At 37.3% G+C, this 25,150-nt stretch carries 18 protein-coding genes; 9 read left to right on the top strand and 9 right to left on the bottom strand.

The genetic code is table 11. The features are described from left to right. Nucleotides 1-148: 148 nt before the first annotated feature. From F6K40_RS15785 to F6K40_RS15765, 5 genes are all read right to left on the bottom strand, one after another. Nucleotides 149-2,998: an NACHT domain-containing protein gene (locus tag F6K40_RS15785; protein ID WP_293137411.1), complete on the bottom strand. Its 2,850-nt coding sequence runs from the start codon at nt 2,996-2,998 to the stop codon at nt 149-151. A gap of 179 nt (nt 2,999-3,177) precedes the next feature. Continuing rightward, nucleotides 3,178-3,981 (bottom strand): hypothetical protein, encoded by an 804-nt coding sequence (locus F6K40_RS15780; protein ID WP_293137409.1) that lies wholly within the window; start codon nt 3,979-3,981, stop codon nt 3,178-3,180. Nucleotides 3,982-4,034: 53 nt separating this feature from the next. Beyond that, on the bottom strand, nt 4,035-6,011 hold the full coding sequence (locus F6K40_RS15775; RefSeq protein WP_293137407.1) for a HEAT repeat domain-containing protein: 1,977 nt from the start codon (nt 6,009-6,011) through the stop codon (nt 4,035-4,037). A gap of 106 nt (nt 6,012-6,117) precedes the next feature. Continuing rightward, nucleotides 6,118-8,202 (bottom strand): GUN4 domain-containing protein, encoded by a 2,085-nt coding sequence (locus tag F6K40_RS15770; RefSeq protein WP_293137405.1) that lies wholly within the window; start codon nt 8,200-8,202, stop codon nt 6,118-6,120. A 118-nt stretch (nt 8,203-8,320) separates the two neighbouring features. Beyond that, a complete protein-coding gene (locus F6K40_RS15765; protein WP_293137403.1) occupies nt 8,321-9,220 on the bottom strand; it encodes a hypothetical protein in 900 nt (299 codons plus the stop codon). A 663-nt stretch (nt 9,221-9,883) separates the two neighbouring features. On the opposite strand from F6K40_RS15765, the gene F6K40_RS15760 reads away from it, so the two are divergent. After that, on the top strand, nt 9,884-11,476 hold the full coding sequence (locus tag F6K40_RS15760) for a glycoside hydrolase family 57 protein (RefSeq protein WP_293137401.1): 1,593 nt from the start codon (nt 9,884-9,886) through the stop codon (nt 11,474-11,476). Between the two features lie 8 nt (nt 11,477-11,484). On the opposite strand, the gene F6K40_RS15755 is transcribed toward F6K40_RS15760, so the two are convergent. Further along, nucleotides 11,485-11,610 (bottom strand): hypothetical protein, encoded by a 126-nt coding sequence (locus F6K40_RS15755; RefSeq protein ID WP_293137399.1) that lies wholly within the window; start codon nt 11,608-11,610, stop codon nt 11,485-11,487. 493 nt (nt 11,611-12,103) lie between these two features. Between F6K40_RS15755 and F6K40_RS15750 the strand changes: the two genes are divergently transcribed. Beyond that, complete coding sequence (locus tag F6K40_RS15750) at nt 12,104-12,352, top strand: hypothetical protein (protein WP_293137397.1); 249 nt, start codon at nt 12,104-12,106, stop codon at nt 12,350-12,352. Nucleotides 12,353-13,050: 698 nt separating this feature from the next. Here the strand turns inward: F6K40_RS15750 and F6K40_RS15745 are convergent. Continuing rightward, a complete protein-coding gene (locus F6K40_RS15745; protein ID WP_293137395.1) occupies nt 13,051-13,287 on the bottom strand; it encodes a hypothetical protein in 237 nt (78 codons plus the stop codon). Nucleotides 13,288-13,784: 497 nt separating this feature from the next. Here F6K40_RS15745 and F6K40_RS15740 point away from each other — a divergent pair, with 497 nt between their 5' ends. Both F6K40_RS15740 and F6K40_RS15735 read left to right on the top strand, forming a co-directional pair. Beyond that, a complete protein-coding gene (locus F6K40_RS15740) occupies nt 13,785-14,390 on the top strand; it encodes a hypothetical protein (protein WP_293137393.1) in 606 nt (201 codons plus the stop codon). Between the two features lie 441 nt (nt 14,391-14,831). Next, nucleotides 14,832-15,398, top strand: coding sequence for a hypothetical protein (locus tag F6K40_RS15735; protein WP_293137391.1), 567 nt, complete (start codon nt 14,832-14,834; stop codon nt 15,396-15,398). Between the two features lie 311 nt (nt 15,399-15,709). Here the strand turns inward: F6K40_RS15735 and F6K40_RS15730 are convergent, their stop codons facing one another. Then, nucleotides 15,710-15,910 carry a DUF6887 family protein gene (locus tag F6K40_RS15730; protein WP_293137389.1) on the bottom strand — a complete coding sequence of 67 codons (201 nt, stop codon included), beginning with the start codon at nt 15,908-15,910 and terminating at the stop codon, nt 15,710-15,712. 269 nt (nt 15,911-16,179) lie between these two features. Here F6K40_RS15730 and F6K40_RS15725 point away from each other — a divergent pair, with 269 nt between their 5' ends. The 5 genes from F6K40_RS15725 (at nt 16,180) to F6K40_RS15705 (ending at nt 23,073) form a co-directional block, all read left to right on the top strand. Then, nucleotides 16,180-16,623: a hypothetical protein gene (locus tag F6K40_RS15725; protein WP_293137387.1), complete on the top strand. Its 444-nt coding sequence runs from the start codon at nt 16,180-16,182 to the stop codon at nt 16,621-16,623. A 594-nt stretch (nt 16,624-17,217) separates the two neighbouring features. After that, nucleotides 17,218-17,823 (top strand): hypothetical protein, encoded by a 606-nt coding sequence (locus tag F6K40_RS15720; RefSeq protein WP_293137385.1) that lies wholly within the window; start codon nt 17,218-17,220, stop codon nt 17,821-17,823. Nucleotides 17,824-18,714: 891 nt separating this feature from the next. Further along, entirely contained in the window at nt 18,715-21,078 is a 2,364-nt protein-coding gene (locus F6K40_RS15715; RefSeq protein ID WP_293137383.1) for a GAF domain-containing protein, read from the top strand. Nucleotides 21,079-22,003: 925 nt separating this feature from the next. After that, on the top strand, nt 22,004-22,438 hold the full coding sequence (locus F6K40_RS15710; protein WP_293137381.1) for a hypothetical protein: 435 nt from the start codon (nt 22,004-22,006) through the stop codon (nt 22,436-22,438). 422 nt (nt 22,439-22,860) lie between these two features. Next, nucleotides 22,861-23,073: a hypothetical protein gene (locus tag F6K40_RS15705; protein WP_293137379.1), complete on the top strand. Its 213-nt coding sequence runs from the start codon at nt 22,861-22,863 to the stop codon at nt 23,071-23,073. 490 nt (nt 23,074-23,563) lie between these two features. Here F6K40_RS15705 and F6K40_RS15700 read toward each other — a convergent pair. Further along, a partial coding sequence (locus F6K40_RS15700; RefSeq protein ID WP_293137377.1) for a DUF2079 domain-containing protein occupies nt 23,564-25,150 on the bottom strand: 1,587 nt, incomplete at its 5' end.

The raw sequence follows: 25,150 nt of genomic DNA, 5'->3' as shown, positions 1-25,150 counted from the left end.
CTCTTTATGGTTGGGATATTATTGCTGAAGCAGTAGACCGATTTTTTTTACTATAAAATGTGACTTATGGCTATCATCAAATAGGGATTTTGTATTTGATAGTTCTAAAAGATTAGAATTTGAGAGATGAAAAATGATTAGGTCTTATTTATTTACTCTCTTTGTTTGAAATAAAAAAAACGGCAACGCCAAATGAAAAAATAATAATTATCCTTTCTAGTGGTGCAAATAGTAAAAATGCTAATATCACTCCTACAATTATTACTATAAAGATTTCAGAACTTTTTCTGGAGATTTCTAGTGGAGAATTAGTAGGAGTTAAACCATTAGAATCAGGTTCACTTATTGGTGGATTTGTTTGGTTTTCTATAGGTTTACTTGTTGTAGAATCAGGTTCACTTATTGGTGGACTAGATTCTTTTTCTATTGGATTTACCTTAGGATTATCTTTATTCTGATCGTTCCATGATTTACTCGATAATTCGTCAAATAACCTCCTTAAGTCTTCTGCTTCTTCAGGTATGCATAGTTTAGCTTGCTCACATCTTTTTAATACTTCTGAGTATTGCTTATTTTTATACTGTAAATAACAATGCTTAAGCAGTGTGATCGCTACCCATTCAGCTTTTTCCTTCGTCTTATCTAATATCTCCACCAATTTTTTCACAAGAAAAGGCTCATCTTTTCCTTCCTTTAAAACAACTCTGAAAAGCTGGAAAAGTTCATAGTCTTTATCAAACTCATCAGTAATTTCTGGATAAAACTCATCAGCAACTTCTAAAAGTTCAAGGGCAAAATTCTCATCATAATGCCACCCCTCTACTAAATAAGGAATCATATCATTCCATATACGCTTTACATTATCTTTACTACTTAACCAGAACCTATGATAAAACCGATTAATTAGAAAATCGGGAAATTCTTCGTGGTTAAAACGCTGTTTTGCTGTTGTTAGTTTTAGAGTTAAGGTTTCTATATAATTCCGAAAATAATCTGCCGCCTGACGATTAAGATTTTTAGCTATTTTTTGAGATTCACTTTCATACTTGTTTAGATTACTTTCATTTCTCAGTGAGAGTAAGTATTGTTTAGTAAACTTCTGATGTATCTCCTCTAACCGTTGTTTTTCTGGCAATATAAATGGGTAGTTATTGTCTAATTCCTGCAATTTAGCATCTAAATTTTCACAACCCAACATGAATTCCAGAAATTCACGATTTGGACGATGTGCTATGGCAAGTAAGTAAACCGTGCGTTTGTCTTCCTTGTTTTCACAATAACGTAACAAACGTTCAACAGTTGTTGCAAAAATTTGTTCTTTAGGGTTTCTACATTTGATGCGTGTGGGAATAGAATCACCACCTAATATTTCATCTAAAGAAGCTGTACTTCTGCCAAGTGTAGTAGCTATTTGCTCTATTATCCAAACATTACCACCACTGTACTTATATATTTTTTCAGCATCATTATCATTGATTTCCAAATCCTCCTTTTTACTAAAATATTCTTTAATAAGGGATTCATCAAATTCATCAAGAGATTTATTGACAACTTGATCGGGTGGAAAATAGCTTTTATAGCCTTCAAAATATACTACCGATCTCAACTCCCCTAAAGACTTTATAGCTTCATAGCATACATCTGGATTGGAATGATAAAGTAATTTAGTTAATAGTTTAACTACTTGCATTTTTTTTATTTTTCCAATCGCTTTTACGACTTGTTCTGCTTCTATTGCTAATAGAGACTTTTCAGATTTTTGGATTAAGTTATCCTCTCGATCAAAAAATTTGGAACCATAGTCAAAAGCAAAATAATCACGCAGTGTTAAATGCCGAAACTTAGTTGTGGTTTTGTTATGATTAGTAGCTTTTTCTTCAGATAATAAATATAGGTTTTTACTCAATTTAATAAATTCTTCAATGGGTCGATTTTGAAGTATTTTATCGAAGTGTTCAGGCAAAATCTCATTATCATCTGGCTCGCGATCGCTCATCATTAGTATAGCAATTTTTCCGAGTAGCTCTTTAACTTCATTGAGCGACCATAATAATTTTTTTTGTTTCTTTAGCTCTCTTCTGTACTCCTGTATAACAAATTTATCGAGCAATTTCTCCAAATTACGGACTGCTTTAATTTGCTCTATCTCTTGAGAAATAACATTCGGATTTTGTTCAAAAATCGACACTAAAGTAGATGACAGAACATAGAGCAAAAATGGTGTCCGAATTAATTCCAACACATCTTTATTAACTTGAATAGTTTTCCAGATTAACTCACTATTTAAAGAATTATTCAGCTTTCTTTGATTAATCTCGTTTAGGTATTCTTGAATTTCATCATTCTTTAAACGATTGAGAACAACTAACCCATGAAAAATGTACTGAAATCTATTTTGTTCTTCCTGATTTTTGAGTAATATTTCCTCATAATCTCTATAACGACAAGTCATCACAATTGAAATATTATGCGGGTTAAAATCTCCTAAAAACTCTGATAACTTCAAGAGAAACTGAACCCGATAGTCTATAATTTCTGCATCTCTACTTTCTGACATTTTTGATACATTAGAAGGTAATTCATCTAATCCATCCAAAAGTAATAATACTTCTTTTGTTTGAATTTCTTCACGGAAAGATTCTTCTGTTTTACCCATCTCTTTTGCTAAAAACGTAACAATATTTTCTGGGTATTTCCATTTTTGAATAGATACAAATATAATCAGACTATTGCTTTCTACATCTATCTCTTTCGCAAACTCTCGTAAAGCAACTGTTTTTCCAGCTCCCGGTTCACCCAAAAGTAGTAAATAGTTGTACTTCTTAACTGCCTCATTAAGAGTAGAAAAAGAGTCTAGCTCTTCCTCAGTTATATTATTTTCTGAAGTTCCTCGAAGTAAATTTGGTCTATCCTCAAAAATTCGTTTCTTTAGAATAAAAAACTCTGCTTCTAATCCAGCATCAGAAATATTTTGGTTTGAAGCTGCTTGAGTAACCATAAGTTGTTTTTCTCCATTAAATAAAGACTTGTACCGATATGTTTTAGGACTTACACAAAGAAACCTAGTTTTTCGGATAAATCCTTGTTTTTAAGAATAGAAATTTACGAAAAAACCGGGTTTATAGGTTTGCCCGCGTAAGTCCTGTGTTTATTCACCCAATTATCACTACAGCTAAATTATTCAGTTTCTCGATCTATTTCCAACTCTTCTTCTGTCATCTTAGTTCTAACTTTTTCATAAAAAACAGCATTAGGTTTTCCTGTCTCAATAACACTTTGAAGAAGGGTTGAACGCTGACTTTCTGAATAACGATCTGCCATAAACTTTGTATAGCTTGGCATATTATTTTGGGAAGTTTTAGCTGCTTCAACTGTATAATCCAAAATTTCTCCCCGTCCATGAAAATTATCATTGAGAGTGTGTAATTTCTCTCCAATTTCATTGAGTTGTTCACTCTTGGCACCAGATGATGCTGCCACAGCTAAAACCAAAGCTGCTCTTTGTTGAAAACAAGCACAAGTTCCCCCAGTAACAATTCCAGCGTGAATATCACCACTCTCTTTGCCCTCCAAAGCAACCGTACCGCGGCCTGTCATCGGAATGCTGCGCACTTCTCCATCTGGAGTTTCTAATGTCACCGAACCGAAAAAGTTGACACTATCTTGTGTAAATGGAGAAAGTTGAGTTTGAAGTTTAAGAGTAGATGGAGGAGGATCGTCAAGTATTAGCTCTACCGTAACAGTTTGGGTTGAAGCATCAGATACTTTTGTGCGATCGCCATCTGGCTCTGCATAAGGGTTGCCAGTCTCAGAAAATTCAATCTTTAACTGATAATTATTGATGGTAACTCCTAAATCCCCTAATGCTTCACTTTGGGTATTAGGGTTGGAGATTTTCTTCATTGTGTCCGATACAGTAACTGTTTTACCATCTGGTGTTTTGTAAGCTTTGCCTTCTCTTGCTTTAACCGGAAAGTTCATTGGGTTTTACCTCTAGTAATTTGTTGAAATGAAGTGAATTTCGGCTTTTTGAATTAATTCAGGGGAAAGTCGCTGAAAAACTTTTCATAAGAGTCTTCAACTTTTTGATCTTTATAATCAGGATATCGCTTTAATGCTTTATAAGCAGTTGGATGGCGAGTAGTTTCATATATCTTTTGGATAGCAGGTTCAACAGCATCTCGCACACTACTAATTGCATCGTTGCGCCACATATTGATTAAAGTATCAATGACTATTTCTAAATTAGCATTTTGACCTTCTTTTGAGAGTTTTGATTGTAAATTTCCTAATGCTGTAACCACAAACTGACGAGCAACCCGATCTCCATATTTTATGTCTTCAAGCTTGCTAAGTAAGGATTCCAAAGCAGAGAAATCCCCAATTTTACCGAGTACATTTGCTACAGCAGCAACCACACTTGAGTCTTCGTCCTCTAGCTTTTTGATTAAATTTTCTACACTTGTTTCTTGTAGTTGTAGCTTGTCTGGATTCATCAAGTCAAGGTATTGTTGCGCTTGTTTGCCTATAGAATTATTTGGAGCAGCAATACTTTTTAAAGCTGCTTCTGCTGCATTGCGTACATTACTAATAACATCCTGTCGGTTTGCTGTATTCAAAGCATTGATAATCTCTATCGTAGGCGTTAATTTACTGAGTGCTTCTGCTGCTTCTTGTCGTAGATAGCGATCGCTATTCTTATTACTATAGTCTAAAGCATTAATCAATTTTGGAATTGCACTATCCGCAGTAGGTGAACCTATTTCTCCCAACTCTCTTGCAGCAGCAGCTCGAATATCTAGGTCTTGATTGTTCTCACCAAGAAACTCGGTGAGTAACTGTACCTTTTCCTTTTGTGATTTATTAGAAAGAAGTTCTTCTTCAATTGGTAATATTTCCTGATAAAACTTACTAAGTTTATCTTCCTTACTATCTTCACGTCTCCAGGTTCGTTCAGCTAGGGTAAATTCTGGAGGTGGAAAAGATAAATTTACTTTTTCCTCTAGTGCATAATAAATTTGTCCCAGTGATTTTTTTGCAGCATTTCGTACCTTACTAATATCATCTTTTCGTAGAGTTTGAACGATTGGTTCAACTGCCTGCAATAACACTTTTTCACTAACATCAGAATCAATCAGATTTCCCAACTCACGCACTGCTGCTTCACGAATATAACGATCTGGATGCTTATTCTCTAGTGGCCAAAGAAATTTTATAAGTTGCTCAACTTCAACCTCTCGATCATAGAAAGCTAATGATTCAATTGCTGCTTTCACAATATCTGGATTTGAATCTTTTAACTTATCTAGTAGAGCTAACTGAACCTCTTCATTTCTCCAAGTTTTTTTTGCTAGATTGAATCTGCCAGCAATTACCCAAACAATTGTATCGTTAGTCCCTTTTATAACACGACGCACAGCATCGTCACATTTTTGTGAATCTATAATTTCATAAGTATCAAAAAAGATAACTAAGGGTTTACCTTCCTGCTCAACTAATTGATTAATTCCATTACTTAACTGTGGTGCTAATTTTTCTTCAGGTTGATGATAAATATCCCATGCATCTTTGTCTAAATTAAGTTGTGTCAATTCTCTGCTGCTTTCTTCAGCTTCTTCAATTTTTTTAAGAGTATCTTGTAGTAATTCTTTTTTCTGCTTATACTTACTAAAGCAGTATTCCTCTAAATCAGTAGAAAATTTTTCAAATAATATATCCAGTATAGTAATAGGTTGAATATTTTCAGTTCCTAGCCGTAATCTAATATCTTTATTTTTTTGCTTTTCCCAATCTATAAAAATAGAATTAATTTGCTCTGCATATTGGTATTCCTCAGTAATTTCTTGTAGTTTTTTTAGTAAAGTTGTTTTTCCTATTCCACCATATCCATCAAACAGAAAAATACGCTGATGATTAGAGTTATAGCTGTCAAAATCTGGACTAATCAGAGTATTTAATACTTCTTTGAATTGTTTTTCTTCTTTAGTGCGTCCTATACAAAAAGTTGACATAAAAAATCTCCTAAATAACTGTAATTATAAACTGCACCCTGTAAATATTTTATGGCTTGTTTAATTACCTAAAACTCAACTTCATCTTTACTATAAAATGACCACACTAGCACTGTTTCATCTTATCTGCAAGCTGAGGCATCAGGTCAACACTATGTTGCCTATCCTTTTTAAATGGTGGAGGTGTTGGAAGAAGACCTTCAATATCCCTTCTTTTTACATTATTTCTAAAAACTTCATCTTCCCATGATAACCATTTGTTTTTATTCTGATCATACCACCCGAGCTCTTCAGCGAATTTTTTGTTATTTTCTTGCCACTTTTCGGGATTTTCTTGCCACTTTAATACTTGTCTATTAAAACCAAACATTTCATTGCTATTGTCTTGCCATAGTCGATCAATTTCGCAAAGAATATCGGAAGAAAAGTTCTGAATATTTTGTAGTCCCCAATCTTCTTCTCGTTTTTTACCAGCAAATTCTAGCATAATTTCAGTTGTTTTATCATCCGCTTTCTTCCATTGATATTCTGCTAATAAATTTTCTAACTCTAAAAGTTTTTGTTTTAAGTCCTGATATGTTTGCCACAATTGATCGATTTGGCGAAGGACATTTTGTGCTTCCCAATCTTCTTCTCGTTTTTTACCAGCAAATGCTTGCACTATTTCAGATGTTTTTTTGTCTGCTTGCTTCCATTGCTTTTTGACTAATAAATCTTCTAACTCTAAAAGTTTTTGTTTTAAGTCATGCTGATTATAGTACCTGCTATTATCTATAGGTTTAGCGGGTCGGTCTTCTTGTTCCTTTTTAGGAATGTCAATAGTCAACGATTCAATCGTTATATCCAAAGTTTTACTGAAGTTACCATCCTTGAAAAACTCATCTAGAAGATTGAAATCTTCCTGAGATCCCTCTAACGTAAGTTTGACACTTCCTCTTTCAACTATTTTTAATCTGAAGTTAGTGTCTAGATGCTCATTTATGAGGTTAAGATATTTTTCTACCGTAACAACCTTGTCTTCATACTGAATCTGATCGTCTGCTGTTAAAGTTCCGTTGATAACAATCTGGCCCCAAATTGTTTTTTGTAACTCACTATTACTCTGTCCAGTTTCTTCTTGTGTGGGAGTAGGAAATAGTAATCCATCGCGTAGACGCATCCAAAGCACAGGCGCCCCAAAATCACGACAAGCATGAGATTTATTTCCTATTGCTAACTGTTCGCGTCCGCTTTGCACGGCTACATCGACGGGTTCCCCTGCCACTAATTTGCCATAGAGAGTTCTGACAAAATTCCAAGCCAGGGATTGCGAGATTGGATACCGAATAGCTATCACGGCTGGAACATGACTCTTGACTAACTGCGCTGCGGTTCCCGTAAAGGCTAGTTCCTGAGATGGGGATGCACCCTCACAAGCTTGTAGGACAACTAATTTCACGCCTCCTCCCCGCAGATAATCAGATAGCGATTGATCATCAAGCCAGGAAGGCTCTCCATTTGATAAATCACCTAGAGCTAATGCCCCAGGTTTACCATGTCCTAAAAAATGTAAAACGTGAGGTTTCTTAGATAGTTCTTCAGCAAGCTTATTTGGTTCTGGGTCTTTCAGTTCCCTAACCTCAACTGTTTCATCTAATTCAGTTAAGATTCTCTGCACAAGCTTCACAAAACCAACATCAGGGAGCGTTGAGGGATGACCGTGAACAAACAGCACCCGCAAGGGAAATTCTCGATTAGTATATCCCGGCAGAGGACTGTTGAAGCAACTTTTATAGCTACAGGATAGGGCAACACGGGGATGAGTTCCTAGAAAGGTATTGTTATCGCGAGCATAGCAAAGAAACTCCCAAGGTAAGTTAATAATTTGGTTAGCTAATTCCGTTTCTCTCTCAATACTTTCAAAAACTATTCTCATGCGAAGGTCAGTATTTTCAGACTCATTGATGTACCGACTCCAAACTTGTCCATAAAAGCTAGAATTTACAGGTTGAAGTAACGCTTGAAAAAGTTTTTTGCCTAAAAAAGTAAACTGTTCTCGTGAATTGTAGTTATTCAGTAAACTAAGTTCATGTCTGATATCAGGTAGAAAAATTTCCTGAAACCGACCATTTTCGGATTCTTGTCCGTCGATTTGAGGAACAATTGTCCCATCATTTCTGATAGTAAGAGTATAGTTAACAAACCGACTCAATTGATCTATCCTCCCGAGTCAAAATTAATTGAGTATTTCTAAGTTCATTCTCAATGTCACTCCTTGCTAAAAACTATTTTTAGTTCCTTAACATAGACAACTTCTTTAGGATTTCTATCTAAGTCAACCGAGTAATATCCTGCCAAGCTTGAGTTTTAGAAATAGCTGCTCCTCCCTCAAAAAATTGCTGATGAACTCCTTGAAAATATTGCCTAAAATGCAACAACTCTGCACTCCAAAGTTGAAAATCATGCTGCACTTCCAAAGCTCCAATTACATTAATAGGCTTATTTCTTGACTTGGGAACCTTTAAAATCACTCCCAATATGACCTCCTGTTCGTTGACATATTTAGTTCCTTGAAGTTCCCAAGAAGCTTTGACATTTCCCCGCCCTCGACCTTTAATTTGCGCCTTGCGAATTTGATAATTAAAAGGACCAAACGCCAGTTTGATTCCTCCCCCAACTTGAACAACTAGCTTGGCTTGAGCTTCAGCCCCTAGTTCCTGCCATTTCCCTTCTATTTTTTCTGCTTCAGCTCGAAAAGCTAAATTTTCATCCAACCCTAACGTCAGAGACTCTTCAAAACTCAAAATTTCCTGCCATTCATCTGAGGGAAAAATGTCATGGATAATTGGCAATAGATGCACCTGTTCGCTGTCCTTTTCATCAGGGCAGAAAGTGACATCACAAAACAAACTGCTAAATTCCCAGTCCGGTGCAGACTTCAGAGTAATCGGAATGTCAACTTTATAAAAATTGTGGTGGCGCATCCCCACCTTAATTTCATGTGAAAGCTGTTGCTCTTCAATCTTGAAATCTTTAGGTTTTAATGGATATACAGTCAGTTTAGGCGAAAATTCTACCCGCTCTTTATTTAGACTTTCTAATAATGCAATAGCTTGTTGTTTCAGGGGATCAGCTTCTTGTTCTGAAATCTCATCTCCCAGGTGAATATCACAGAAACGAACAAGTTCTATTGCTTCTTCAAGTAACTCTTGACGCTCTTCGATTTCCATCTTTTGCCCTCTTAAACTTGAGATAATTCTTCACTAAACTTCATTCTGCTAAGTGTTTGTGAAGACCGGAATAATTTAAAGCAGGCCCTATAACTTTAGCAGCAAGCAATAATCAAGCCTCAGACAGCTATAACGATTTATTATATTCTATATTCTAGAGATATGCCCAGAGGGGGGTCAGGAACTAGCGACGCTAAAATGAAGTAATTTATCATTAAAAATTGAATATAATTTCAACAAACTTGCGTCAGTAAATTAGTTGCTGGCGTTCAGTTGGGTTGAACTATATCCTTCATAAAACTTTACAAAAATTTATATATTATCCTACTTTGCGCAGATTTTGTCTAGACCCCAATAAAAATTCAGTGAAGTTGACTTTTACTATTTATATTATGTCTGGATAATTATAGTTATAAATAAAACCTCAAGTCTTTACTTCTCGGTAGTAAAGAAAGAGAGATGTATTTTCAATTTCTCTCCTACTGCTACTATATTTAACTGTCCTTTCTCCCCAACTCTTCTACTTTCCTACTCCCCACTCTCTTCTACATTTAAAATAGCATTAACTTTTGTACCCCTTTACCCTTACAATCTTAAAGAAAATATTATAATTTTTTTCGATTTCAATTTTAGTTCACTCTATTTATTACCTATTAAGATACTATGGCTATTGGCTACCTCTCCTTTGTTCTTCACGCCCATCTCCCTTTTGTACGACATCCAGAAAGTGATTATGTTTTAGAAGAAGAGTGGCTATTTGAAGCAATTACCGAAACTTATGTCCCCCTAATCCAAATGTTTGAGGGGTTAAAGCGAGATGGTATAGATTTTAAATTAACCATGAGTCTGACACCTCCCTTGGTGTCCATGTTACGAGACCCATTACTACAAGACCGCTACGAACACCACTTAACCTTACTAGAAGAATTAGCAGAAAAGGAAATTGACCACAATACCCACAATGGTCATATCCGCTACCTCGCAGAACATTACGCTACCCACTTCAACAATGTTCGGGAACTTTGGGAACGTTACGACCGTGACCTAATTACTGCATTTAAGCAGTTCCAAGACAGTAACAACCTAGAAATTATGACCTGTGGCGCTACCCATGGCTATTTTCCATTAATGAAAATGTACCCAGAGGCAGTCTGGGGGCAAATAGAGGTTGCTTGTCAACATTATGAAGAAAACTTTGGCCGTCGTCCCAGAGGCATTTGGGTGCCAGAATGTGCTTATTATGAAGGTCTAGAGCGATTATTGGCGGATGCTGGTATACGTTACTTCTTGACAGATAGCCATGGCGTACTCTACGCTCGACCTAGGCCCAGATACGGAAGTTATGCTCCTATCTTTACAGAAACAGGAGTTGCCGTTTTTTCTAGAGACCATGAATCTTCTCAACAAGTATGGTCTTCCCAAGTGGGATATCCAGGAGACCCAGAATATAGAGAATTTTATAAGGATTTGGGTTGGGAAGCAGAATATGAATATATTAAGCCTTATGTTATGCCTAATGGCCAGCGCAAGAATACTGGCATTAAATATCATAAGATTACAGGTCGTGGTTTGGGATTAGGAGATAAAGAATTTTACGACCCATATTGGGCGCGAGAAAAAACAGCAGAACACGCTGGTAATTTTATGTTTAATCGGCAGCGTCAGGTTGAGCATTTATATCATATTATGGAGCGGCTTCCGATTATTGTTTCTCCCTACGATGCTGAGTTGTTCGGTCACTGGTGGTATGAGGGGCCTTGGTTTTTGGATTTTTTATTCCGCAAAACTTGGTATGACCAAAGCACTTACCGGATGACTCATTTGGCAGATTATTTACAAAAACATACTGAGCATCAAGTTTGTCTTCCAGCGCAGTCTAGTTGGGGGTATAAGGGTTTCCATGAATATTGGCTTAATCATACTAATTCTTGGATCTATCCTCATTTGCATCAGGCCACAGAACGGATGGTTGAGTTGGCCCGATATGAAGCCCAAGATGAACTGGTACTACGCGCTCTAAATCAGGCAGGGCGAGAATTATTGCTGGCTCAATCTTCTGACTGGGCGTTTATTATGAGTACGGGTACTATGGTTCCTTATGCTGTGCGGAGGACGCGATCGCATTTGATGCGTTTTAACAAGCTTTATGAAGATATTTTACAGGGAAAGATTGACTCTGGTTGGTTGGAAAAGGTTGAGGCGATCGATAATATTTTTCCTCAAATTAACTATCGAGTTTATAGGCCACTTTCTTAAGTCAGGAGTCAGGAGGAAGGAGTCATAAGTCGTAGGGGCGATTCGCGAATCGCCCCTACAGTAGAAAATACTAAATTACTTGTTTCTACTATTGTGAAGAATTTCACACTCAACTGCCTAGAAACTTCAGGCATAACCCTGTAGATGTGATTATTGTATGTGCAATTAAACGGACTTGATATCATAAAGTTGAAAATCAAAAATTATTTTAATTTACTCCTCTTTCTTAGCAGAGGAGTTTCGACTTAGTTAACAATTTACGTGTGTAAGCGATATAATACATAGGACTTACGCACGCGAAACCCGGTTTCTACGATAAATCGTTGTTTTGAGCATATAGATGTCTACGAGAAACCGGGTTTCTGGGTTCACCTGCGTAAGTCCTGATACAGTAGTTCTCTTCACACATTTGTAAGTAACGAGGGTGAAATTTGTATCTTCTGCGCTAATCGCTGCTTAAACATTACTGGCAGTCTATCTATGCAGAACTCTCCAAAAATCTCACTCGCTACTATCCAAGGCCCAGTGAGGGTTGGAGAACCAAATGTTAATTATATCTATTGACAAAGACTTATATATAAGTATAGACTGCTAAAATGCGGTTGGCTTAACCGTGAATGTCTGTGGATGAGTAACCGCCGACGGCCTCAGTTGAAGCAGGAAGTAAACAGTAAAATGTCTTATGATGCGGTGCGACCCCGCGTCGCCGACAGGCGCAAGGGAACGCGCACCAAGAGAGACGTTTTATATCGGTTTTATGAAGCAGTGATATCTGAAGTAGGATTAGAAAGTAGTCACTACTGGGGTCATATTCAAGGAAAAGTACAACCTACCTTTAGAAAAAATTATGAGCGCAGTCATGCTTCCTTGAGCTAATTTGATGCCAAAAAAGGAATCAAATTCATCTTTAACAAACAATGGTTAAACCTAATAACTACTGGTATTATGAAGTATCTAAAACAGCACCTTATGGATGCTTTAAGATATTTGTCAACAGCTTGGAAAAGTTGCTTTACTAGAGTTTTAGGTCAGCCTAAATTTAAGAAAAAAGGTTGAGATAATAGCTTGACTCTAGATATTTTCATAAAAGTAGGTGTGTTTCAGAATATAATTGAGATCACCTACTGCTTGGAGGGTGTTCCCTTGCGCTATGATACGGCGCGGGGTAACATCCGCTTTTTTTAGTGATCAAAAAAGTTTTTGTTTGTAGTTTTGCTCTAGCAACTTCTATAGTTATAATTCAAGCCCTACTACGAGAGCTTCTAATTATAACTATTCAACCGGACATGATATTACAAGCAGTTTCAATTAGATAGCAAAGAAGTCTTAGAAACTTTAAGTGACTTTTGCATCAAGATTGCAGACATGGCAACAGAAAAAGGTTATATTACTAGACAAGAAAAAGACGATTTTATCTATCCTTTGGAAATAATAAAATCAGCTCATTAAAGCTGGAAAAATAGCTTGTCTGAAATAGCGATCGCTAATTTTTTGCCTATTTGATAGAAGAGCAAAGAAAATCCGGGGGTAATATAGAATCCGGTTATATAGTATATGTTAATTATTCAATCTCCTCACCTTCCCATCTCCCCATCTCCCCATCTCCCCCAACTATATAATAAGTATTCAACCGGATTTGATATTACTCCTAACTCGTAACTCGTAACTCGTAACTCATTACTCCTAACTCGTAACTCATTACTCATTACTCCTAACTCGTAACTCATTACTCCTAACTCATTACTCATTACTCTTAACTCATTACTCATTACTCCTAACTCGTAACTCCTAACTCGTAACTCATTACTCATTACTCATTACTCATTACTCATTACTCATTACTCATTACTCCTCAGTAATACGATAACTAATTACCCGGATTCTATATGATTTTGCGGGATGGAGCGATCGCCAACGACTAGAAAAAATTGTACCTCGAATAGAAGAGCTTTATAAATAGTAGTGAATATGGAATTACTGATTTTGCAGATGGTGTAATTTTGATGGAAAAAGGAGTAGTTTCTAATTTAGATGCTGTTGATGGATGGGAAAATTTTGAATAATAAGTCAAGAGTCAAGAATCAGGAAACAGGAGACAGGAGTCAGAATCAAGAGGGGAGATATTTGAGATAGCTACAAACTACTGAACAGTCCGGTAGCAGACCGACACATCTGCCATTTTTTTTGTTTTATCATTTTTTCCCTTCAAAAACTTTTTATAAAGATTTGATGAAGTTGCCAGAAGTAGCTTGGCACCAGGGGGGAGAAATTATGCTACTCTGGTAGCATCTTTATAAGGGTGCAAACAATGAAGCAAATATTGTCTCTCACTGCTGCTATGGTTAGCGCTGCTGTCCTAGCAAGCACAGTTTCTATTACTGAAGCATCAGCGATCTCTCTCAGATATTTAAACGGTCCAGGAACTCAGGTAGTAGGAATTGACGGTTTAGAGGTAGAAGGGGTGGAGTACAACGTAGACTTCATTTTTGGCAGTTATAATTCTATATATGACGGCACTTTAAACTTCCAGTCTCAAGTAGCTGCCGAGAGGGCTGTTACAGAAGTTATGGCCGCTCTGGGATCCAGTAATTTCACACACTATGATCCGTCCTTCCTCTTCGGGGATGGATTTATGGACGGATTTTCTATACCCTACCCTACTCCTCCTCAATATGATGATGAGAGGGATTGGTTATTCATTACTTATGACATGATGTTTTGGGATTTGGATGATGACCGACTACTCATAGGTAGGCATGGGGTTGAAAGGGACACCGTCCTGTCCTGGCGTCCTTACGCGAAGTTCTCCCCCGCCTCCTCCGAACCCGAACCCATTCCAGAACCAAGCCTAATACTAGGTTGTATTGCACTAGGCGGTTTAATGCTAGGCAGTCAAAGAAAGACCAAAGGTTAAAAAGCAGTTGATATCAAATCCGCTTGCAATGGAAGTAGTCTAGTAGGGTGTGTTTCGCTGCACGACATGAAAAGCGGAGCGTAACGCACCGAGATATTTGAGATAGCTACAAACTACTGAACGGTGCCCTGCGGCGCAACGTTCATTTTGACAGTTTAATTGTAGTTTGTAGTAATCGCCTAACGCACCCTACTGGACTTTCCTAAAACTAAAGCCCAACTACAAACAAAAACTTTAGACATCGATCGCAATATTCGCTCCCGTCGCGCAAGATTGGTATTATTAGATGTTATACTTCGTTTGGGAAGAAACGCGACTGCGTAATTTCACTCACTTAATTAAAAAGATTTGGTAAAGTAATTAAAATGTTCTTGACACCACATCAAGATCAAAAGATATAATAACACACAAAGGAAGTCAAAAAAACCAAGAAAGATAAAAATGAAAAAAATCATTCTTCCCACGGCCCTAAGAAACTTTGCTAGCGCTAGCGCAGCCCTACTGGCTTCAGTCTCCATAGTTGTCGCACCGCTTGCTGCCGAAGCTTTTACATTAATTAAAAATGACGACGGTTACGTACGAGAAATATTGGATTTAGAGGTTGAAGGAGATATGTATGATGTGGAATTTATCTTTGGGACATACAATAACATTTACAATGGGACTTTTGACTTCTCCACCGAGCAGGAAGCAACTTTGGCAGCGCAGGCCGTGATGAATGCCTTGGGGTTAGAAGATATACTGCACTTTGGAGGGGAAGGTTATGATGATTTTTATGTTCCTTATGGTTGGTACGATGATAATTGGGTGTGGGGGATGACCGATATGCAGTATTGGCGAGAGAGAGATCTGCTCAGATCAAATGCATGGTCAAGCAAGCACACAGCCATGCATTACGCGAAGTTTTCCAGCAGCAGCAGCCAGAGTGTCCCCGAACCGAACCTAATTTTAGGTTTTATCACACTAGGCGGTTTAATGCTAGGCAGCAAAATAAAGACCAAAGGCTAAAAGCAAGAAGAGATGGAAGTTTAGCCTTCTCTTTTTTTTCTCAACGATACCTGGCACATTTCAGTTATCAGTTATCAGTGCGAATCGTTTTCCCTATTATTCTGTAGTAGGGGCGGATTCAGCAAAAAGGATTGATATCCGCCGTTTGTTAAATAAACCCGCCCTGCGCCTGGTATTGCATGATATCGCCAGGGGGCGGGTTCATCTGATTTTGTTGGATTCCCATTAACTTAACGCGGAAGCCACCCCTACCTCATTTGTCCATATCGAAAACCGATAAGCGATCGCAGTCTTTGTCATAAACCATGCCATTATGAATCTAGATTCAATTTAGATTTCAACATCGCTTCAATTTCTTCATAAGGCATATTCTGAGGATAGGGGAAAACTTGAACATTAGGATTTCTGCGATTGATAAATAATTCTCGAATTGCTTCATCTTCTCTCGGATGAGAGAAGATATATTTTTTTAATTCCTTACGAGTCATTTTGGTAAAATCAGGTTTCGTCATTTTGCTTAAACTCCCAGATTCCATTTTCAAGAATAGTAATTTCTAAATTTTCTTCTCTACCAACTCAGTAGAGGTACGTCCATCGCGGGCAAGATGCCCGCACTATACAAGGGCGGAAAAATCAAGAGGCAATTCAATTCTTTCTCCTATCCCCTCAATAATTCTCATTTCTTCTAACTTCTGAGTGCTTATTCTCTTTTCTCCTGACTCCTGACTCCTCAAAAAATATGATATGATTCACAATTGTTAATATTTGTGGCTCAAAAAAAATGTACACTAACACTTTTTTTAATTTTCCTGTTTATACAGTAATTGAATTGACATTACTTTTTTCTATTCTCTTGGGAGTAATTTTTAAAGATATGTTGGAATATAAATTAACTATCTGGTCTCGCAGCAAAAACTATCAAACAAAAATAGATTATCAAACACCCAACATAATAACTGCTTATTTAGGAACGACTTTATTTGTATTTTTATGTGTCGCATCTAGTCTTTCTACATTTAATATTGTTGAATGGTTATCCATTGTTATAGGTGCAATAGTAGTATTTCCCACTGCCTTATTGATTTGGGTACAATTAGGCTCAATGTTTAAGTTGATGATGGAACAGGGGATAGAAGCTATTAATATTGAAAAAGAATATATGTCACGAGAAAAAAAAGTTCAAGAAGTCAGGAGTCAGGATTCAGGAGTCAAGAGTCAAGAGTGAAATTTTTTAGGATTTTCAGTTATATCAAATCCGGTAGTATCGGTATGAAAAAGTAGAAAAACCGGGTTTGTATCAAATTCTCTACAATACTAACATTGATCTCCCACAAACCTGGTTTCTTATGTAGGGTGTAGGGGCGAGCAAGCGAATCGCCCCTACGGAGTAAGCGGATTTGATATTACAGCAGTTTTCACTTAGGTAGACTAAATTAGGGATATTCCTTGGAATGTCCTTAGTGAATCTTGTTTGTGACTTGAGGTGATAAATGTGAAAAACGCTACAAATTTTATTAACCGATATAGCAGTCGAAGCAAAGAGCGCGGAGATTGATAAATCCTGAAATTCTTTGACAGCTTACTATTCTCTATTCCCTATTCCCTGTTCCCTGTTCCCTAGCGCGTAGCGCTATAACTGAAATAGCTTGCCAAAAATAACTCTTGGTGGTAAATTCTTGGCTGAGGCTTTGATTAAAACCCGGCCCTTAAGGGTGAGGTTTGATAAAAGAGCCAATCCTATAAGCACTGTCCAGCTATATTTGCTTATCTAAACTCTGTCCAATTGGACGAGTTTTAATTCATAGAGGAAAGCCAATTTATGGCCAGGACACAATTTGGTGAGGTAGTCATGCGTCTTCCAAGATATACTATTTTGACAAGTAGTTGCTTGTCAATGTTAATTACATTCGGAGCAATTTCTCCCGCGATCGCTGCTCCTGAAAATGAAAAAGTTGCCCAACGGCGAAGAGTTCGTGCTGGCGGAGGAAATCAAATCGAGGTTGTAGGCTATGTTAAGGGTATTATCGGTAATGTAGTTACAATTCTCATAGATGATGAAGAAGAATTAGGCATTCCTGGAATTGCCGAGAACGATGGTGAACCAACTTTTGTGACAATTCCCGCAACAGAACGTGGTCAACTACGGACTCTATATTTTTCCCCTATGCATAATATCGAAATAGCAGGTTTAGTACCTGGAATGCGACTTTATGCTATTGTGGGTAAAAAGGATGATGACCCAAACAAGCCTTGTGGTTGTATTGATTTCTTTAAAGTTATCCCAGATTATAATTACGAACGGGTAGAAGTTCGCTTACCACAATATAACTTCCAAGGTCCTCCATCTTTAGAGTTCCCACCGCTTCAACCACCACCTCCTATTCGGCGGCCTACTCCACCACCACCTGTAAGAGGGCTGTGGTAATTGTTAGGAAAAAGTTTATAGTAGATTTGTAATGTCACTATTTGTAATTAGTGGCATTATTTTTTATGTTTTCTCTAATGTCAGGAGTCAGGAGTCAAATAAATTCAAAATTCAAAATTCAAAATTCAAAATTGTAACTTTTGCCTGTTTGCTCCGCATTCCGCAGGAAAGTCAGAGGCTTGAAATCAGGAAAATATTTTTGATTTTTTCGATAAGAGAGAATAACGAGGCTTGAATCCTTAATTAAACAATTATTGAAATTAAGGAATGAGCCAAAATTTTTGAACTTTGAATGGGTGAATTTTGAATTCAAAAAATGGTCAGGAGTCAGGAGGGAGTCAGAATTGAATTAAAGGTTTTCAGGTAACCATCAATTCAATTCAAAATTCAAAATTCAAAATTCAAAATTCAAAATTCAAAATTGTAACTTTTGCCTGTTTGCTCCGCATTCCGCAGGAAAGTCAGAGGCTTGAAATCAGGAAAATATTTTTGATTTTTTCGCTCTGGAATTGAAATTAAGGAGATGTCACAACTAATGAATGCCTGGATTGCTGTATTCATACTGCTGGAGGTTATTAATGTTAACAGGACTTACATAAAGAAACTGGGTTTTTAGGATAAATCGTTGTTTTTAACAATAAATATTGAGGAAAAAACCCGGTTTCTGGGTTCGCCTGGATAAGTCCTGATTAATATACACCTCAGCTTGTTATAATTATTAATTATCAAAAAAGTCAATAAATATTAATAACTATTTAATAATATACCAGAACAATATATCAGAACATAAATATATTTTGCATCCTGACGTTTCCTTAAGTAAAAGTGCGAGTCTTTAAACAAGGTTATGATAAAAAAATATATATTCAAAAAAAATCAGGTGCAAAAAGTATGCAGATTTCCAAACAAAAAAGCACAGATAAAAATCATAAATATGATACAAAAGCTTTGCCAGAGCAGACTACTGCAACTACAAACTATCAAGACAGCGAACAAAGCGAACAAATAAAAATAGAAGAACTCTCGCAAGCTTTAGTATCTCAACTATCTCAACACGATAATCAAATCGATCGACTAAAAATTTGGAAACAAATAACAGAGCGATTAGAAAATTTTCCACTGCACAGCAAAATATTAACAGCAATTATAGAACCAGGAAGCTTGAGTTTTAAATATGCTAGTCATCCATTTTACGAACTAATGGGTATAGAGCGGGGTGCAATAGAAACACAGCAAAATATTAAGCTAAACGAATTATTTAGTGATTGGGATAATACAGAACTAAAAAAACTTTACCGCTTACAAATTCTGCACTGGGTACTCAAACAACTTTATGAGATAGATACAGCAAATCTACAATTTCAAGATTCCTCAGTCATATCAACAGTTAATTCCCTAAAAAACTCAGAACCAAAGTATATAGAATTCTGGTTTTGTTCTCAGGAACTAAAAGTTACAAGAGTTGACCAAAAAATAGACGAGTTTATAGATTTCAATTTTCAGTCAATGTCAAAGTCTGAAGAAATAGCTTGGTTGATACAACCTGGAAATGTAGAAATATTAGCCCAAAAATTAAAATTAGAAAATTACCAAATAGAAGGTTTACTTTTACTCGAAGGGTTAGATGTCACTCTCAAAGAACAAAAACGAAAACTAATCCAACTTTTAGTTGAACCAGAGTCATTAATGCAGCAAGATAAATTTAAGGCAATTGACAAATTATTGCGATCGCTATTTCGAGCAGATGATATGATTTTGCTGCGAAATGAAGGCGAAAAACAATACAAGTTATTTATTGGCAGCGAATTTTTAACGAGAGCAAAATATCCCAAGCTATATTCTACTCAGAGTTTACAGGATTCTCCGATCCTCAAAAGTGCAAAAACAAATCAAATTGAAAATATTACCGAACTTGAATCAAATTGTCGAACTGAGTGCGAGCAAAATTTATTTCAAAAAGGAGTCCGCTCTTTACTGCTAATTCCCCTAGTGATTAAACCTGCTTCTCCAAAAGAGGGATCGGGTATGCCAGAAATTTTGGGAATAGCAGGATTAATGAGCAATCGTCCTAGCAACTTTAATGTCTCAGATTATCAAAATGCCCAAGACTTGATTCCTGCTTTTAGTACCGCAGTTCGTCAAACAATTCAAGAACGGTTTACTAATATTCGTAATATTCATCCCGCAGTTGAATGGCGATTTTTGCAAGAAGCGGAACGACGTCGTTGGGGATTACCTGCTGAAACAATTGTTTTTGAAAATGTCTATCCCCTTTATGGTATTTGTGATATTCGTGGTTCTTCTACAGAACGTAATCGGGCAATTCAAAGTGATATTCTGGCTCAATTTCGCCTAGGTTTAGCCATTGTGGAAACTGTTTGCCAGAAACAAGATAGTGCTTTGTGTGAGCAACTACGACAAGATTTGTTGGAACATATTAAGTCCCTAGAAAAAAGAGTTTCAGTGAATACTGAAATTACAGCTTTAGAATATCTACGCTGCCGTTTAGAGATATATTTTGACTATTTTGAAAAATGTGGAGATACTATTAAAGTTGCTGTTGAAGCTTATCGTGCAGCTTGTGATAATATCCATCATGGCGTATATCAAGCACGAGAACGCTATGATCAGATGTTGTACAAAATTAACTACCACCTCCAAAATACTTGGGAAAACTGGCAAACGCAGATGCAGCTTATTCTCCCTCACCATTGTGATTTGGAAGCTACTGATGGCATAGATCACATGATGTATGTGGGTAAATCTATTAACTCTAAATTTAATCAATTTCATCTTAGCAGTTTACGTTACGATCAACTACGGGCAATTTGTGATTGTGCACGAACTGCCTTGCGTTTGAAAGCTGAATCTGAGGAGCCAATATTAGGAGTTGTGCATCTGATATTAGTCCAGAATGGTACGATTGATATTTATCACAATGAAAGTACGGAAAGATTATTTGATGTGAAAGGTACTCACGATATTCGTTATGAAATTGTGAAAAAGCGTATTGATAAGGGTGTGGATAAGGAAACCAAAGAGCGCATTACTCAACCTGGAATGTTGACAGTTGTTTATTCTACAGATGAAGAGTGGGAGGAATATGAACAGTATTTCCGTTATTTGGTTCGTGAAGGTTGGGTGGAAGATAAATTTGAGACTGGTTTGATTGAACCTTTACAGGGAATAAGTGGTTTACGGTTTCTTCGGGCGAAGGTGCTGTTGCCTAAAGAACCTGAGTCTACTCAAGAATAAATCGTTTCAGTTATTAGTTATAGCGCTACTTGAATCGGGAATAGGGAATAGCGGTGCGATCCCGCGTCGGCGACAGACGCAACGTCAGACCCCGCGTCGCCGACAGCTCGCAAGCGGTGCGACCCCGCGACGACGTTTTGCTGACGCAAAGCTCCGCTAACGCTGCGCGACATGTTTGCGGAGCATTCCCGATAAGAAAAAGCAAAGCTCCTCTGCAAGAGGAAAGTCGCAAGCGGTGCGACCCCGCGACGACGTTAGCAAAGCTCCTCTGCAAGAGGAAAGTCGCAAGGGAATGCGCACCAACAGAGGGAATGCGCACCAACAGAGGGAATGCGCACCAACAGAGGAAATGCGCACCAACAGAGGAAATGCGCACCAACAGAGGGAATGCGCACCAACAGAGGGAATGCGCACCAACAGAGGGAATGCGCACCAACAGAGGAAATGCGCACCAACAGAGGGAATGCGCACCAACAGAGGGAACAGGGAACAGGAGACTATCAAAGGGTTTTTCGTATAGGGAAATGCTCCGCAAACAGGATTTAGAACTGTCCGCTCCCTTTGCTTTGACTGCTATATCAGTTATTAGATCATGTCCGGATAATTAGTGCTCAAAAAACTTTTTCCTCCTTATACATTCAAACTCTCTCCTCTTCCCTCCTGACTCCTGACTCCTGACTCCTCCTTCCTTATTTATAACTATTTAACCGGACATGATATTAGTTATTAATACACTGAAGTCAGAGGTTCGAAATATTGAAGTTGATTTTTTCATCGTCTTAAAAAGGCAGGAGACTTGAGACTTAATTTTTTAGTAAAGAATCTAAAGTTATTATGAATTGTCCAAATAATCACAGTTTTTTATCTGTAGTTAAATTAATTAATTAGTAATCTGGAATTTTTTCATTGAGGAGGATACATTATAGTGAATGCTGCAGAACAGGCCAAAAACTTTGAACTTGTTAGTAAGATTGCTACAATTGTTAATTTATTTAAGTCCCAGTTTCCAGATGTTAAGGTCGATCTAAAGCCTTGGATGAACGATCCAGATACTTTAGAATTGGTTGATCCAGATTCTATAGATATTGGTTTTCATTTGCCTGGTAGAAGCCGATCTTTGGAAAGTCGTTGTCTATTAGTGCAAATTCGCTTTTATCAAGACCCAATTGAAGCTTATCGTCGTGTAATAGGGGTTGAAGTTGCTGGTTACGATCATCATGGGGAACAGTGGAAATTATCAACCGTCGGTGGCTGGCGTTTTGTGGGAAATACTCAACCAACAACAGAATCTGCTGCTAAAGTGAAATATTTTTGTCGGCAGATTTTTGAGTTATTTGATAATAACGATGTAGCGGCTTGAAAAAGTCAAAAGTCAGAAGTCAGAAGTCAGAAGTTAAATTTCTAGTTGGGAATTCTCACCACCTCATATAACGGTGTCCCGCTCATATTTTTAGCTGGGGACTTCTGCCAAAATTTTTGTTAGTTGGGATTGACTAAAGGTTTTAGGTTTCTCATTTTAGAAAGATTTAAGGATAATTTGAAAATCAAATTAATATCATGTCGGGATGATTAGTGATGATTAAGCATTTCTAGTTTGAGGCCACCAGTGAAAACAGGTTATATAGAATCCGGGTAATTAGTTATTGTATTACTGAGGAGTAAGGAGTAAGGAGGTAGGGACGTTGCATAAGGGCGTCCGTACGGAGTAAGAAAGGAATGAAAATGCATAAATTTTTAAATTCGTGCTTCTAGCAAACACATATTTCAGTTGAGGATTTTTGAATGCGATTACTGTATAACCGAATTTTATATAATATAGAATCCGGTTATATAGTATATGTTGATAATTCTATAATTTTCAGTATTCAATCTCCCCTACTCTCGTACGGACGCCCTTATGCAACGTCTTTACCCTACTCCCCTACTCCCAACTATACAATAACTATTCAACCGGATTTGATATTAACCCCTGAACAAATTCCTGCTGCTCCATAATTTTCTGACAGCGATAGACCAGCAGATGTTCTAATTCATCTAAGTAATAGGGGTGAGTGGTTAGCGATATACACTATATATAGTGTTCTTGCGTAGTATCATGTTCGGATAATCAGTTATAAATAAAATTTGGTAGTCCTGCATAGTAATGGTATACAGGAGAAAGAAATATCTGGCACGGGAGCAAGATGCTCCCACTGCCGCGCTTCCTAACAAAGATCGGGAAAATGCACAACCATTACAATGCACCACTACCTAAAATTTGAGCTGCTGAGAGTAGGGAAAAGATATTATACTTCTACTTTTCTCCTGACTCCTTTCTCCAGAAATTCTGACTCCTGTACGGCCGTTAACGATAGTTATGCGAAGCAAACGGCCGGAAATCCCCTACGACTCCTGACTCCTTGATAATTATTTATAAGTATTCAACCGAACATGATATAAGTCCTGATAATGTAAATTGTTTTTGATGAAATCCGCCCCTACAATTTCACTCATCAGAAAATTCATCAATTTCTCGCCTGAAATTTTCCCATGCAGCAACAGCATCCAAATCAGAAACAACACCTTTGTGCATCAAAATCACACCATCTGCAAAATCAGTAATTCCATATTCACCAGATTTATAAAGCTCTTCAATTCGAGGTACAATTTTTTCTAGTCGTTGCCGATCGCTCTTAAATGCGACTCGATATCTATTCAACCGCCACAAGTCAACAATTATATATTGCACTTTTTCCACTTCTCTCGCATCATTTCTAAATTTCATCCTCGGAAACCGCAAAACTGCTCGACGACTTGATAAGTGTGGAATAATATAAGTTGTTGCTGCGACGCTAGCATCATCAGGAATTTTCTCTAACAATGGTCGCATTTTACCGACGTGCTGCCATTGTTGGTGTGCGGGAACATAAACCCAAGGTTGTATTGAGTCTGGTACTAAAAAATAAAAAGTGCGATTAGGATTAGATGTAAATGTAAAAAATAGTGACAAGCAAATACAAGCTACCCAGAAACGGCGAAACTTTGGTGATGGCAGTTGTGAATTTTCAACATCTGATTCTCTTTTTCCCCACCATAAAATTGCACCGTAAAATAATCCAGGCACCACTGTCATGGCGTAGCGAATCGTAATTGACAGTACAGACAAACCCTGAGCAGAAAATAATTTCAGTAAAGGAAATCCTGCTATCATCCAAGCAGCAGGAGCAACAGCAGGCACAAATGCTAACGGCAACCATTGACCTAATAAATATTTGATAGTGCCAAAGAAAGGAGTAAAAATTTCCCCTATTAACCGCCAAGGGTTGCTAATCATCCCCCAAATAATTTCCAAAGTCGAAGCTTCGTCTCCTTCCGCATATTGACCAAATCTTTCCATCATAAATCTCTGGGAAATGTCTTCGGAAAATATCGGCATAATTAGATTTGTCAGAGCAACCATATAGGCAAAACTGAGAGTACAGACAGCTAAACCTATTTTGGGATAGCGTTTACTTAAAATTAGGTAGAACCCAACCCCAAACAATACTACTCCTGCATCCTCTCTGACAGCCAAAATTAATATTGCCAAAATCCAAAATAGAGACCACCAGCGTTTTTCCATTGCCAGTAGTAAGCTAAATACAAACAGAGGTATTTGACAAATATCATGGAAATTTGCTAGGGTAGGTCCGATTACTGCATTAGCTCCATAGAAACTAACACTAATCATGGCCGATAACTGTGGTTGGAGATATTGTCTAGCTAGAATATATAAAACTAAACCCGCAGCAGTGACTAATGTCACTTGTAAGATTGTCAAAGTAGCAGGAGATGGAAATAGGGCATATATTGGCAACCAGAGCAAAAGAGCAGGAGTAAAATGTTGGCCTAAGCGGTGATAGTATACTTCTGAAACTTGGCCTTGGTGGACTACATTTGTGGAAAGAGCTGAAGAGAGGGAACTTTGAAAAAAACGACCGTGCATACTATTCCAAAAAACTTGGTTGAATATACCCTGGTCGTAAGAGGCGTAAAAACTATAATAGCGGTGCAGATTAAATAATAGACATATTAAAAAGAAAGCGATCGCCAC

The organism is Okeania sp. SIO3I5 (genome assembly GCF_010672085.1).
Classification (GTDB): Bacteria; Cyanobacteriota; Cyanobacteriia; order Cyanobacteriales; family Microcoleaceae; genus Trichodesmium.
Note: the sequence above shows the minus strand (reverse complement) of the source record. Positions and strands in the feature narration are given on the sequence as shown.